This is a genomic window from Brenneria sp. L3-3C-1 (assembly GCF_016456245.1).
GTDB lineage: Bacteria > Pseudomonadota > Gammaproteobacteria > Enterobacterales > Enterobacteriaceae > Brenneria.
In genome coordinates, this window is the sequence record NZ_JAEMHF010000001.1 from 1254975 (window position 1) to 1268184 (window position 13210).

Genomic DNA, 13210 nt, shown 5'->3' on the forward strand with positions numbered 1-13210 from the left:
CTGGCTTCCGGCTGAAATTATGCCAGCTGCGCAGGTGCCTTCGTCGGTATCAGGCTTAACGGACCGCTTGCGACACGTTCCTGACGTGACGCAAGCTTTCGCCGCGTCCATGCGGCTCATCCTAAGCCTGCTATCTCCTCAGCATAATTTCTGAAGCCGGGTAAGGGCAAAACCCCTCATGAGTCCCTACATTTGAGTATAAAAAGCAGCCCTTGTCAGGGGCAGAAGCTTTCTCCCTGCAAGGGGAAATGTCGTCAGCAAATCCTCGGCATCGGCTCATTATGCGGCAGATCCAGCAGCCGCGAAGCGCCGAACACCCCGCACAGGCGTACCTGAGGCTTTTCCGTCACCGAACCGATGGTTGCCGCATCCCGCCCCAGCGGGTGGGCGCGTAATGCCGCCAGCACCGCGGCTTCCGCCGCCGCCGACACCACCAGCACCAGCTTGCCCTCATTGGCGAAATTCAATGCCTCCAACCCGAGGATCTCGCAGATGCCGCGTACCGCCTGCTTCAGCGGCAATGCGCTTTCGTTGATTTCCATCCCGTAGCCGCTGGCCTGCGCGTACTCATGCAGGATCGCCGTCACCCCGCCGCGCGTGGCGTCGCGCAATGCGCGCACGCCGTCGATGTCACGCAGCGGCGCGATCAGCGGCGCCAGCACCGCGCAGTCACTGGCGAGTTGCGCTTCCAGCCCCAGTTGTTCACGCAGGTTAAGAATGGTGGCGCCATGATCGCCCAGCGTACCGCTGACGATAATTTTATCGCCGGGACGAATTTCCCCGGTTCCCCAGTGAATGTCCGTCGGGATCGCGCCGATCCCCGCCGTATTGATAAAAATCTTATCGGCGGCGCCGCGCGGCACCACTTTGGTATCGCCGGTCACAATCTGTATCCCGGCGTCACGCGCGGTTTGCGCCATGGATTCAACTATCCGCAGCAGGTCGGCGCCGGCAAAGCCCTCTTCGATAATAAAACCGCAGGAGAGGTAAAGCGGCGTCGCCCCGCTGACGGCGATATCATTGGCCGTGCCGCACACCGCCAGTTTGCCGATATCCCCGCCGGGGAAAAATATTGGATCGATCACGTAGCTGTCGGTGGTGAACGCCAGCCGATCGCCCTGCTGCGCCAGCGGGGCCAACGGCAGTCTGGCCTGATCTTCCCGCTGCCCCAGCAGCGGATTATCAAATGCCTGTAAAAAAAGCTGTTCGATCAACTGTTGCATCGCCCGGCCGCCGCTGCCATGCGCCAGGGTAATTTCTTTTAGCGCCGTCTTTTGCGGCTGTATTGAAGTCGTCATCAGGCACACTCCCGCCGATACTGATAATAAGCGGCACACGCCCCTTCCGAGGACACCATCAGCGCCCCAATCGCCTTCTCCGGGGTGCAACGTTGACCAAACAGCGGGCAATCCGCCGGCTTGCAGCGCCCGGTCAACACCTCGCCGCAGCGCGAGTCGGGTTCATCCGCAATACGTTGATGCCGCGGGTTGAAGCGACGTTCGGCGTCAAAATCGGCATACGCTTCGCGCAGTTGCATACCGGAATCGGCGATCTCCCCCAAGCCGCGCCATTCACTGCTGGACCGGGTTTCAAACACTTCGTCCATCGCCTGTTGCGCCAGGTGGTTGCCGCCGTCGGGAACAATGCGCCGATACTGATTTTCCACCTCACAGCGCGCGTCGTGGATCTGACTGACCAGCATCAGCAACGCCTGCAAAATATCCAACGGTTCGAATCCGGTCACCACAAACGGCTTATTGAAACGATCGCATAACGCCTGATACGGATAAGCGCCGATAACCATGCTGACATGCCCCGGCGCCAGAAAACCGTCGATACGCAGATCGGGCTGCATCAGCAAACTGCGCAGCGTGGGAACAATGGTGATGTGCTGACAGAACAGGGTGAAGTTGGCGATATTGCGGCGTTTGGCCTGTTGCAGCGTCAGCGCCGTACTGGGCATGGTGGTTTCAAATCCCAGACCGAAAAACACCACTTGCCGCTGCGGATTTTTTTCCGCCAGCAGCAGCGCATCCAGCGGCGAATAGACGATGCGGACATCCGCGCCATGACGGCGCGCGTCCTGTAACGAACCGTGACGTCCCGGCACGCGCATGGCGTCGCCGAAGGTACAGAAGATCACCTCAGGATGAGCGGCGATTTCCAGACAGGCGTCAATACGTCCCATCGGCAGGACACACACCGGGCAGCCCGGGCCGTGCACAAACTCAATTTCCGGCGGCAGCAGCCGATCCAGCCCGAACTTGAAAATCGCATGGGTATGACCGCCGCACACTTCCATCAGTTGCAGCGGACGTTCGCGCAATTGAGGCATCTCCGCCACCAGCGCCCGGATGCGCCGCAACAACGCTTTCGCCAGCTCAGGATCGCGGAACTCATCAACGTACTGCATAGTCAGCCCCGGTCTGTCGCATGTCATCCAACTCCAGTCCAATGGCTCGCATCGACTGCAACGCCGCCAGCGTATCCTGCGCTTCCCGCTCATCCAGCAGGCTCATGGCGAAGCCGACGTGCACCAGCACCCATTGCCCCACCAGTTCGGCAGGCGAGCCTTCGCAGACCAGCGCGATATTCACCGACCGCTGTACGCCGCAGACGTCGACATACGCGGGTTGGTGAATATCCTCGCCGACTGAAACCACCCTGCCCGGAATGCCTAGGCACATAGCTGTGCCTCCAGCCAGCCAAGCCACTCATCCATGCCTTCGCCGCTCTGGGCGGACAAGGCGATAATCTGAATGGCCGGATTAATCCGTCTGGCATTGGCGACGCAGGCGTCCAGATTGAAATCCAGATAAGGCAGCAGATCGATTTTATTAATCACCATCAATGACGCGGCGGCAAACATATGCGGATATTTTAATGGCTTATCTTCGCCTTCCGTCACCGACAGCACCGCGACCTTGGCGCGTTCGCCCAGATCGAACCCGGCGGGACACACCAAATTACCCACATTCTCGATAAACAACAGGCTGTTGTCCGGCAGTTGCAGGCGATGAGCGGCGTCATGCACCATCTGCGCATCCAGATGACAGCCCTTTCCGGTATTCACCTGAATCGCGCTCACTCCCGTCGCACGGATGCGCTCCGCATCATTGGCGGTTTGCTGATCGCCTTCAATCACCGCGCACGGCACCTGCTGGCTGATATGATTCAGCGTGGCGGTTAATAGCGTGGTTTTGCCCGAGCCCGGGCTGGAAACCAGATTCAGCGCCAGAATGTTCTGCGCCTTGAAATGCGCCCGGTTATGCTTAGCCAACTGATTATTCTTGCTCAGCACGTCCATTTCAATCTGCAATAAACGCTGTTGCCCGACGCCCGGCGCGTGTGTTCCGGCCGCGCCCAGGCCGTAATGCAGATCCTGCTCATCGACTTCAGGCTGGAAGGCCGTTTCGCCCTGTTCGGCGGCGGCCTGCTTGTTTACCGGCTTCGCCCCCTTTCCGCCTTTCGGCGGCAGCGCGTAGTAATAGTTATGAACATCGCCATGGTAGTGGTGGTGATGGATAATCACGCAGCGACTCTTTATTTTGCCGCCGTGATGGTGGTCATGGCTGTGGTGATGATCGTGGCCGCGATCGTGATGGTGGTCATGATGGTGGTCGTGGTGGTGGTCATGTTCATGAGAATGTTCGTCACCCTCAATTTTGCTTTCCCCTTCACCGCAACCGCATGTGGTACACATAGGGCTTTCCTCCCGCTATCTTTAGGCCTTAACTGTCCGTTACTCCACTGCTAACTGCTTTAATTGCAGGCTATCGCCGTCATCCAGGCGTAAATTGTAGCTGCCGCACCGCGGGCATCCGCCGCCGTGCTCAACCACCGCCACCATGGCGCTGCATTCCCAGCACCATGCCTGCGCCGGCCGAACCGCAACGTGCAGTTGACACCCCTCCGCCAGCGTTTGCCGACAAACCGATTCAAAACAAAAACGTAAGGCGCTTTCCTCGATACAGGAAAGCGCGCCTATCTCCAGCCAGACGGCGGTCACCCGCCGGGCATGATGTTGACGAGCCTGCTGTTCGATCAGTTCCAGTGCGCTATAGCACATGGAAATTTCATGCATGGTTCTCACTCCGATTTCGGCTAAACAGCGCGCGTCGGCTGATATTCAATGGCGCATCCGCGTCTTTTACCGGCAACGACAACGCCATTTTGGCGCTCTGCTCCGCCAGTAAAATGGCCTGTTCCCCGCTGATGCCGTGCTCAAGCGGCGACATCAGCGAGCAGGACAAATATTGCTTGCCGGCCATCTCGCCGACCACAAAGGTCACATTGCCGCAGGGCAACGCCAGCGCCAGACGATCGGCCAGCGTCCTGAGCGGCCAAACCTGCCGCGGCCCCGGCAATACTAGCAGACTGATCATCCACGGCGTCAGCAGACAGCCGACCCACTGCTGTTCAAACAGGGTAAATCCGCAGGCCTTGACCGGAATGCCCGGCCGAAAAAAAGGCAGCATCTGCATTTTTTCCCGCGCAATCCGCGTAAACATCGGCTCCAGCCAGGTCGCCGGATGGTAATCATCGCCGATAATCAATGAAGATTCCTTGCGCTCACCCGGTATCATGTTTAAATCGTGGACGTCAGGTTGATTACTCACCATAAACCTCGCATCGCTTACGTTCGCTGACGGTGACGCCGCTTTGCCGCAAGGCGATAATCACCTGCTGCAACGCCGGCTCCAGCGCCTGCGTTATCGTTTCCGACAGGCCGATACGCACCGCCAGCGACGCGGGTTCAACCCCCACCAGCGTTAGCCGGCGCGGGAATTCGTCCGTCAGTTGCAACGCCATCAGCACATCCGATAAACCCAACTGGTGCGGGGAAATCTTACGGGTGAACAAGGCGGGCACTTCGCTATCGCGCAGCACCACTACGCTACCCGGCGCCTGCCCGGTCAGCACAGCGTCGGCCACGATCAGATGATCGCGCCCGGCCATCGCATCCATCAACTCCATCCCGGATGTGCCGCCGTCGAGGATGTCTATCTGCGGGGAAAACGTGTAGCGCCGCGCTAACGCTTCCACCATGCGCACGCCGACGGCTTCATCGCTCAGCAGCAGATTACCGATCCCCAGCACCAGTATGTTCATCACAGCACCTTGACCCGGGTCACTTCGCTACCGCTCACCGTATCCACAATATGCACCGCGCAGGACATGCATGGATCAAACGAGTGGATGGTGCGCACCACTTCCAGCGGCTTATGCGGATCGGCTATCGGCGTGCCGACCAGCGACTGCTCGTAAGGGCCGGGGACGCCGTCGAAATTACGCGGCCCGGAAGTCCAGGTTGACGGCACCACCGCCTGATAGTTGGTGATTTTGCCGTTTTTGAATACGATCCAGTGCGACAGCATACCGCGCGGCATTTCACCAAAACCGACGCCGCGAAACTCGGTATCCGGCGACAGATCGGGCTTGATAAAGGTTTGATGGTCGCCGGCGCCGATGTTGGTCACCAGCGCCTGCCATTGCTGCGCCAGCGTATCTTTCAGCACGCAGCAGTGCACCGTGCGGCCAATCACCCGGCCCAGCGTGGAGTGCAGATGCGCGACTTCCATCGTCTGACCGGTCAATTTGTGGTAGGCCGCCCCAACCTGCGCGTAGTGCGCTTCGGTATCTTTATGTTTCGCCGCCAGGCTACACAGCAGCCACGCCAGCGGCCCTACCTCAACGGTTTTGCCGTAGAAGGTCGGCGCCTTCACCCAGGAATATTTGCCCTCATCCTGCCAACCAGTATAGTTCGGACGCGTCAACCCTTCCCACGGCGCCAGCGGTTCATCATCCTGATACCAGGCGTGTTTGCCGCTTTCCTTAATGCCATCAATCAGGAAGGCGTCGCTATGGCTGGTAATCGGGCGATAGTTGGCAAAATCGCCGTTTTCCAGGTAGCCGCCCGCCAGCAGGAAGCTGCCGCCCTGATTATCGGTCGGCAGCTCAGGGACGCTGAGATAGTGATCGGCGCCTTTGCCCAGACTCAGCCAGTCGGGATAGTGCGCGGCAATCACCGCGCAATCCACTTTGTAAACCTGCTCGATAAAGTCGCTCAGACGATCGATAAAAGACTTCACATACATCAGGCGTTCAAGATTCAGCACGCTGGGCGCATCCAGATTAATCGGGTTGGCGACGCCCCCTACCGCCAGATTCTGGATATGCGGCGTCTTGCCGCCGAGAATCGCCACGATACGGTTGGCATCGCGCTGACACTCCAGCGCTTGTAGGTAGTGCGCAACCGCAATCAGATTGACTTCCGGCGGCAGGGCCATGGCCGGGTGCCCCCAATAACCGTTGGCGAAAATGCCCAATTGGCCGCTGGCAACCAGGTCTTTCAGCTTCTGTTGCACCCGGGTAAATTCCGCCGCATTGTTCAAAGGCCAGTCGGACAGCCCTTTCAGCAAGGCTTCCGCCCGTTGCGGATCGGCTTTCAGCGCGGAGGTGACGTCAACCCAGTCCAGCGCGGAGAGCTGGTAGAAGTGAACGATATGATCATGGATGCTGTGCGCCGCCAGGATCAGGTTACGGATATACTGCGCATTCACCGGAACATTCAGTTGCAAGGCATTCTCAACCGCCCGAACGGAAGCGATGGCATGCACCGTGGTGCACACGCCGCAGATACGTTGCACAATCATCCAGGCGTCGCGCGGATCCTGACCTTTAACAATCTCTTCCATCCCGCGCCACATGGTGCCGGACGACCAGGCTTTGGTGACTTTCCCCTGTTCAATTTCGCAATCGATGCGCAGATGTCCCTCAATGCGGGTAATAGGATCAATGGTGATGCGTTGGCTCATGTTTTACCTCGGCCTGATAATTCTTATGAACGCCTTCCAGCGCGGGAAGTACCGGCAGCAGCCGGATTAACCAGATGTATGCGCAGACTTCAATCGCCACAAACCCGATGGAGATCAGCACTTCCGATGCGGCCGGGAAATAGTGATAGCCACCGCCGGGATTGAACGCCAGCAGGGAATAGCTCAGCCGCCACAGCGCGGCGCCGAACAACAGGCTCAGCGCGCCGACAAACAGCAGACGCGCGTCATCGCGGCAGCGTTTGAAGCGGTACATCGCCAGCGGGAAAATCATCAGCGCCGCCTCGCACCAGAAGGTAATGGCATAGCGATCGCCGCGCAGCAGATAGCCCGTTTTGTCGTGCCAGATGATTTCGCCAAAGCGCAGCACGATAAACAGCAGCAGCAGTACCTGAATGATTTGCGTCAGACGGGCGAACAGGCGCTTTTCATCCGGCCCGCGCCCTTTTAGCCCGGCCTGCACCAGCGAACCTTCAAACATCACGATCGAAAAACCCATGATGAAAGCAGTCAGCAGCGAGAATAACGGCAACAGCTCATAGCTCTGCCACAGCGGATGCACTTTATATCCGGCGGAAATCATCAGCGATCCCATCGACGACTGGTGCATGGTCGGCAGCAGCGCGCCCAGCGCGATAATAAAGAACATCACTTTATTTAATCGCTTGAGCGACACTTTCCAGCCCATGCGCTCGCACACCACCGGCGCAAACTCCAGCGCCATCACGCCGATGTAGATCGTCATACACACCGCAGTCTCAAACAGCACCGACGAGGTATTAAAAAAGCCCGGAATAAAAAAGTACGGCAGATTCCAGTAACGCCCGACGTCAATGGTGATCGACAGCCCGCCGAGCGAATAGCCGAACAGGCTGGCCAACAGCGCCGGACGAACCAGCGGATGGTATTCCCCGCGATTAAAGACGTAAACCGCCCAGGCCAACGCCCAGCCGCCGCAGGCGAAACCGGTGCCCACCAGCAGGTCGAACGCGATCCAGATCCCCCAGGGATAACCGCCGTTGAGCGCGGCGACGTCACCGATGCCGAACACCAGACGTTTTACGATCAGCACCGCGCATAGCACGATGAACGGCGCCAGCAACATGATCGGCCAACTGACCAGCCGCCCGCCGAGTGGACTCGCTTTATGCGCCGTCATGATCGTCCTCCTGTTTCCGGTTCGTATCCGCGTGGGTGTCGTCATGATCCAACCGGTCGGCCCGGGTATTTCGATGCACCAGCACCGACAAGCCCGCCAACACCGCCAGCGGCAGCACCATGCCTTTATACAACGTATGCTGAATATGCTCGGAGCGCGCGCCGGTGGACAGTTCGGCCAGCTCCGGCAGATCCAGGTTCTGATAAGGTACGCCCGCCAGCACCAGAACCTGCGTACCGCCCGCTTCCTTCTCGCCATAAACGTGGCGATCGTATTTCGGCACGGTGTGGAGATAGGTATCCTTTTTCGCCAGCGTCTGACGCGGATAGCGATATTCATCGCCGGCCTGCAACGACAAACGATGTTTCGCTTCAGACAATAGCTCTTCGCGAGTACCGAAAATCACCGCCCCGGTAGGGCAGACGTCAACGCAGCCCGGCAGGCCGCCTTTGTCTAATCGTTCCAGCCCCGGCTGATTGCACAACTCGCATTTATGCAGCTTGCCAAACGGGTTCTCGTAATCGTATTTGGGAATGTTGAACGGACAGGCCACCATGCAATAACGACAGCCGGTGCAGATGTCGGCGTCATAGTGGACCACGCCGGTTTTGGGATCTTTCTTCAGCGCCGAAACCGGACAAACCGATACGCAGTTGGGATCGACGCAGTGCATGCACTGCTTCTTGATATAGGCATAGCCGTTATCGACCTGATCCTTGTTTTTGCCGTCGCCGGCGCTCCACACCTGAATGATATTGTTGGTGTAGGGGCTTAGCTTGTCGTTGTTTGACCAGGTGGCGTCGCCGCCGGCGTAAATCTTGCTGTCCGGCTTATAGGCCAGCTTATTGAGCTGCTGGCATTCGCTGACGCACGCCTGACAGCCGACGCACAGCGTAGAATCGTAAAGCATTCCCAGCGAGCCGGGGATCGGCGGTTTGTTGACGGCCGCGGCACGTCCGGCCAACGGGGTGCCGGCCAGCAACGCGCCGGCAGAGGCCAGCTTGAAAAAATTGCGTCTGTTCACGGCTTAATCCTCCCGGGATGCGTTTCCAGCGTCCTGCTGACTCGGTTTTTGTGGAGACGGTTTTTTCTGACGCCCCAGTTCGCGCACCGTCATCAGGCTGACGCCGCCAACCACGCCGAGTACCCCGCTAATCAACCCCACTGCCGTCGTGGATATCTGTCCGCCTTCCGGGCTATGGATCGCCGGTTTTTCCACCCGTGGCGTCGGATTTTCCACGTTGGCCAGTTGGAAGATGCCCTTGGTAAACCCGATGCCTTTCTCATTACAGCCGTAGCAGGGGTGCCCGATGCCCACCGGCCAGATGCCGCCGCCGACGTCGCAAAACTCCAGCGTCGGGCAGTTGCCATAGGTTTCAGGCCCTTTACAGCCCAGATGGTAGAGACACCAGCCCTGACGATGCCCCTCATCGCCAAACTCTTTCGCAAAACGCCCGGCGTCAAAATGCGGACGACGCTCGCAGTTTTCGTGGATCAGTCGCCCATAGGCGAACGTCGGCCGGCCCTGACTATCCAGCGCGGGCGGACGTTGATAGGTGATGATGTGAGCGACGGTGGCGAGAAAATTGTGCGGATTCGGCGGACAGCCAGGGATATTAATCACCGTTTTCCCCGGTAATACATCCTGCAAGCTCACCGCGCCGGTCGGGTTGCTGCCCGCCGCCGGGACGCCGCCCCAGGCCGAGCACGAACCGATGGCGATAATGGCGGCGGCATGTTCGGCCGTTTCGCGGATATGATCCACGATCGGTTTGCCGGCCACCATACAGTAGATGCCGCCGTCTTTAATGGGTATCGACCCATCGACAACCAGTACGAATTTCCCTTTATATTGCTCAATGGCGCGATGCTTGTTCTCTTCGGCCTGTTCGCCAAAAGCCGCAGAGAGCACTTCGTGATATTCCAGCGAGATGGTGTTTAACAGCAGGTTCTCAATGGTTGGATGCGTTGCCCGCAGCAGGGACTCCGTACATCCGGTACATTCCTGCGCGCCAATCCAGATAACCGGCGGACGTTGTGTGGAACCCATCGACCGGGCAATCTCCGCCACGGCGGAATCCGCCAATCCCATTGATGCCGCAAGTGCCGCACATAACTTCATAAAATCACGGCGATTAACGCCGTGATGGGAAAGCATTAAATTTTCCCCACTCATTTTTTATTATTCTCCTGTAACTCAAACGGAGGAACACACAATATGTGTATGGTTATGGTAATGAGAAATTTAATTTAACAGACTTGATCTTCATCAATCGCCGGGACAATAGACTTCTTATTTCTGTTATAACTGTGACTTTATGCGCAATGAATCCATTTAAAACCGCAATGGCATTGTTTAGATGAGAAATAATCGCAACAACCGCTACATATTATTGCAATGATAATTTACCTCTGAGCTAAAACGATTAACCACCGGACATAACCACATTATTTATATATGTTAATATATTGAAATTAAAAATAAAAAATACCCATATCATTATTTATGCAAGTTAATTCATTAATGTAGCAAATCATCATTTGCTTCTATTGCTCAAGCCACTCAAAATAATTACTTTAGATTTTTTAGTTTAAAAACCATGTATCCGGTTAGTTTTTTTCGAAAAAAAGAAAAATGAAATATATTATCCCTCGATATTCAGAGCAAAGAATAAATATCGGCTATGTTATTTTGTAGCAAAGCGTTTCTCGGGATGAATTTCATTTATAGCAAGGATAGTGATCGGCTATCGGCGGAAAAAATAAAAAAGGCAGCAACGGCCTTCGCCGAGCTGCCCTGAGCAGGAAATAATGTTTTGAAAACCGGTTACTGAATACCCTGACTGCGCAGGTAATCCTCATAGTTTCCGGTGAAATCAATCACTTTATTCGGCGTCATTTCCAGAACGCGGGTTGCCAGAGAGCTGACGAACTCGCGGTCATGAGAGACGAATAACAGCGTTCCTTCATACATTTCCAGCGCCATATTCAGCGATTCAATCGATTCCATATCCAGGTGGTTGGTCGGCTCATCCATAATCAGGATGTTGGGACGCTGCATCATCAGTTTGCCAAACAGCATCCGGCCCTTCTCGCCACCGGACAACACTTTGACTTTCTTCTTGATGTCATCCTGACTGAACAGCAGACGCCCCAGCACGCTGCGCACCGCCTGCTCGTCGTCTCGCTCCTGCTTCCACTGGCTCATCCACTCGAACACGGTCAGAGAATCATCAAACTCGTATTCATGATCCTGCGCGTAGTAACCGATTTTGGCGTTTTCGGACCATTTAACCGTACCGCCGTCCGGCTGAATATCGCCTACCAGGGTTTTCAACAGCGTCGATTTACCGATGCCGTTGGTTCCTAAAATGGCGACCTTCTCACCTACTTCCACCATCAGATTCAGCTTGCTGAACAGCGGGCCATTATCAAACCCTTTCGCCAGCGCCTCCACTTCCAACGCATTGCGGAACAGCTTCTTATCCTGTTCAAAGCGAATAAATGGATTCTGACGGCTGGAGGCTTTTACCTCTTCCAACTGGATTTTATCAATCTGGCGGGCGCGAGACGTCGCCTGTTTAGATTTGGACGCATTGGCGCTGAAGCGGCTGACGAAAGACTGCAATTCGGAAATTTGCGCTTTCTTCTTGGCGTTATCCGCCAGCAGACGCTCGCGCGCCTGCGTGGCCGCCGTCATATAGTCATCATAGTTGCCGGGATAAATTCGCAGTTCGCCGTAGTCCAGATCCGCCATGTGCGTACACACCATATTCAGAAAGTGACGGTCATGGGAAATAATGATCATGGTGCTATTACGCTCGTTCAGCACCTGCTCCAGCCAGCGAATGGTGTCGATATCCAGGTTGTTGGTCGGTTCATCGAGCAGCAGAATATCCGGATCGGCAAACAGCGCCTGCGCCAGCAGCACTCGCAGCTTCCAGCCGGGGGCCACTTCGCTCATCGGGCCGTAGTGCTGTTCCACAGGAATGCCGACGCCCAGCAACAGCTCACCCGCGCGCGCTTCGGCGCTGTAACCATCCATCTCACCGTATTGCACTTCCAGATCGGCAACTTTGTAGCCATCCGCTTCACTCATTTCAGCCAGCGCATAGATGCGGTCGCGTTCTTCTTTTACCGCCCACAGTTCGGCATGACCCATGATGACGGTATCCAGCACGCTGTATTTTTCAAAAGCGAACTGATCCTGACGCAATTTACCCAGACGCTCATTCGGATCGAGAAAAACGTTACCGGAACTTGGCGCCAGATCGTTGCCAAGTATTTTCATGAACGTTGATTTGCCGCAGCCATTTGCGCCAATCAACCCGTAACGGTTGCCGCCGCCGAATTTAACCGAAATGTTCTCAAACAACGGCTTGCTGCCGAACTGCATGGTGATATTGTTGGTACTTAACACAGCACTTACTCAAGTCAGAATGTGATTTGGCGCGCATTATGCCACAAGCGCGCCTCATAATCGCGGTTAGTTTTGCGCAATATTTAATCAGTTACAGTCATGGCAGGGTTATTCCCCGCCACAGGAGAAGATTGCTTATGGTTATACGCGACGCTAAGCAACGGAGTTAATCCAGATAAGGAGCCTATATGGAAACGCTTTATGAATTACATCATCATCCACATCTGCATTTACGCATACAGGATGAAAACGATACGGCCGCGCTGTTTGCGCTGGTTCAGCAAGAAAAACCGCGCCTGCGCCGTACCTTACCCTGGCCGGATTCGGTAAAACATCCCGACGACACTCTCGGCACCATAAAAACTAACCGGGAGGCGTTTGCGGCCGGCACCGCCGCGGTCTATATCATTCGCTGGCAAGGCGTCATCGCCGGCGTCGTCTCATTTAATAGCATAAGGGACAAAGTGGGGGAAATCGGTTACTGGATTGCTGAACGGTTTGAGGGCAAAGGTATCGTTTCTCAATCCGTCAATACCCTGATCCAGGGCTATATGCGCGCCGGGATCGTCAACCGGTTCGTCATAAAAGCGTCAGTGGAAAACGCGCGCAGCAATGCGCTGGCGCAACGGCTGGGATTCCGTTTTTATCAGCAGGCAAAAGGAGGAGAGAAACTAGGCGATCGCCGTATCGATCAGAATATTTATCATTATCAGCTCTGATTTCGCCGCGCTTGCTTATCGTTGCAAGAAACTCAGGTTTTCCGCTCAGTACACGCATAAACCCCCGGCGTCCGGC

The 13210-nt window shown here is 56.2% G+C and carries 13 protein-coding genes; 1 reads left to right on the forward strand and 12 read right to left on the reverse strand.

Annotation, left to right across the window (positions count from 1 at the left end):
• Positions 1-254 precede the first annotated feature (254 nt).
• The 12 genes from hypE to JG725_RS05630 form a co-directional block, all read right to left on the reverse strand.
• Positions 255-1298 (reverse strand): hydrogenase expression/formation protein HypE, encoded by a 1044-nt coding sequence (gene hypE / locus JG725_RS05575; RefSeq protein WP_199377013.1) that lies wholly within the window; start codon positions 1296-1298, stop codon positions 255-257.
• Positions 1298-2413 carry a hydrogenase formation protein HypD gene (gene hypD / locus JG725_RS05580; RefSeq protein ID WP_172289017.1) on the reverse strand — a complete coding sequence of 372 codons (1116 nt, stop codon included), beginning with the start codon at positions 2411-2413 and terminating at the stop codon, positions 1298-1300. The genes hypE and hypD overlap by 1 nt, the downstream gene beginning before the upstream one ends.
• The gene (hybG, locus tag JG725_RS05585) at positions 2400-2687 is read right to left on the reverse strand and encodes a hydrogenase maturation factor HybG (protein WP_172289016.1); all 288 of its coding nucleotides are present in this window, start codon (positions 2685-2687) and stop codon (positions 2400-2402) included. Before hybG ends, hypD begins: the two co-directional genes overlap by 14 nt.
• Positions 2678-3703, reverse strand: coding sequence for a hydrogenase nickel incorporation protein HypB (gene hypB, locus JG725_RS05590; protein ID WP_172289015.1), 1026 nt, complete (start codon positions 3701-3703; stop codon positions 2678-2680). The genes hybG and hypB overlap by 10 nt, the downstream gene beginning before the upstream one ends.
• Before the next feature lie 39 nt (positions 3704-3742).
• A complete protein-coding gene (hypA, locus tag JG725_RS05595; RefSeq protein ID WP_172289014.1) occupies positions 3743-4084 on the reverse strand; it encodes a hydrogenase maturation nickel metallochaperone HypA in 342 nt (113 codons plus the stop codon).
• Positions 4077-4586, reverse strand: a complete 510-nt coding sequence (gene hybE, locus JG725_RS05600; protein ID WP_330528781.1) for a hydrogenase-2 assembly chaperone — start codon at positions 4584-4586, stop codon at positions 4077-4079. The genes hypA and hybE overlap by 8 nt, the downstream gene beginning before the upstream one ends.
• Positions 4587-4611: 25 nt before the next feature.
• Positions 4612-5112, reverse strand: a complete 501-nt coding sequence (locus tag JG725_RS05605) for a HyaD/HybD family hydrogenase maturation endopeptidase (RefSeq protein ID WP_199377017.1) — start codon at positions 5110-5112, stop codon at positions 4612-4614.
• Positions 5112-6818 carry a hydrogenase 2 large subunit gene (gene hybC, locus JG725_RS05610; RefSeq protein WP_199377019.1) on the reverse strand — a complete coding sequence of 569 codons (1707 nt, stop codon included), beginning with the start codon at positions 6816-6818 and terminating at the stop codon, positions 5112-5114. The genes JG725_RS05605 and hybC overlap by 1 nt, the downstream gene beginning before the upstream one ends.
• A complete protein-coding gene (hybB, locus tag JG725_RS05615; RefSeq protein ID WP_172289010.1) occupies positions 6796-7995 on the reverse strand; it encodes a Ni/Fe-hydrogenase cytochrome b subunit in 1200 nt (399 codons plus the stop codon). Before hybB ends, hybC begins: the two co-directional genes overlap by 23 nt.
• Entirely contained in the window at positions 7982-9019 is a 1038-nt protein-coding gene (gene hybA, locus JG725_RS05620; RefSeq protein ID WP_172289009.1) for a hydrogenase 2 operon protein HybA, read from the reverse strand. The genes hybB and hybA overlap by 14 nt, the downstream gene beginning before the upstream one ends.
• Positions 9020-9022: 3 nt before the next feature.
• Positions 9023-10171, reverse strand: a complete 1149-nt coding sequence (gene hybO / locus JG725_RS05625) for a hydrogenase 2 small subunit (RefSeq protein WP_199377021.1) — start codon at positions 10169-10171, stop codon at positions 9023-9025.
• A gap of 651 nt (positions 10172-10822) precedes the next feature.
• Positions 10823-12415 (reverse strand): ABC-F family ATPase, encoded by a 1593-nt coding sequence (locus tag JG725_RS05630; protein WP_172289007.1) that lies wholly within the window; start codon positions 12413-12415, stop codon positions 10823-10825.
• 188 nt (positions 12416-12603) lie between these two features.
• On the opposite strand from JG725_RS05630, the gene JG725_RS05635 reads away from it, so the two are divergent.
• A complete protein-coding gene (locus tag JG725_RS05635) occupies positions 12604-13134 on the forward strand; it encodes a GNAT family N-acetyltransferase (protein WP_199377023.1) in 531 nt (176 codons plus the stop codon).
• Positions 13135-13210: the final 76 nt, after the last annotated feature.

Excerpts from the sequence above, each read along its gene's own strand:
- hybG (WP_172289016.1), bottom strand. The coding sequence starts at position 2,687 with ATGTGCCTAGGCATTCCGGGCAGGGTGGTTTCAGTCGGCGAGGATATT.
- hybE (WP_330528781.1), bottom strand. The coding sequence starts at position 4,586 with ATGATACCGGGTGAGCGCAAGGAATCTTCATTGATTATCGGCGATGAT.
- JG725_RS05635 (WP_199377023.1), top strand. The coding sequence starts at position 12,604 with ATGGAAACGCTTTATGAATTACATCATCATCCACATCTGCATTTACGC.
- hybO (WP_199377021.1), bottom strand. The coding sequence starts at position 10,171 with ATGAGTGGGGAAAATTTAATGCTTTCCCATCACGGCGTTAATCGCCGT.
- hybC (WP_199377019.1), bottom strand. The coding sequence starts at position 6,818 with ATGAGCCAACGCATCACCATTGATCCTATTACCCGCATTGAGGGACAT.
- hybB (WP_172289010.1), bottom strand. The coding sequence starts at position 7,995 with ATGACGGCGCATAAAGCGAGTCCACTCGGCGGGCGGCTGGTCAGTTGG.
- hypA (WP_172289014.1), bottom strand. The coding sequence starts at position 4,084 with ATGCATGAAATTTCCATGTGCTATAGCGCACTGGAACTGATCGAACAG.
- hypB (WP_172289015.1), bottom strand. The coding sequence starts at position 3,703 with ATGTGTACCACATGCGGTTGCGGTGAAGGGGAAAGCAAAATTGAGGGT.
- hypE (WP_199377013.1), bottom strand. The coding sequence starts at position 1,298 with ATGACGACTTCAATACAGCCGCAAAAGACGGCGCTAAAAGAAATTACC.
- JG725_RS05605 (WP_199377017.1), bottom strand. The coding sequence starts at position 5,112 with ATGAACATACTGGTGCTGGGGATCGGTAATCTGCTGCTGAGCGATGAA.
- hypD (WP_172289017.1), bottom strand. The coding sequence starts at position 2,413 with ATGCAGTACGTTGATGAGTTCCGCGATCCTGAGCTGGCGAAAGCGTTG.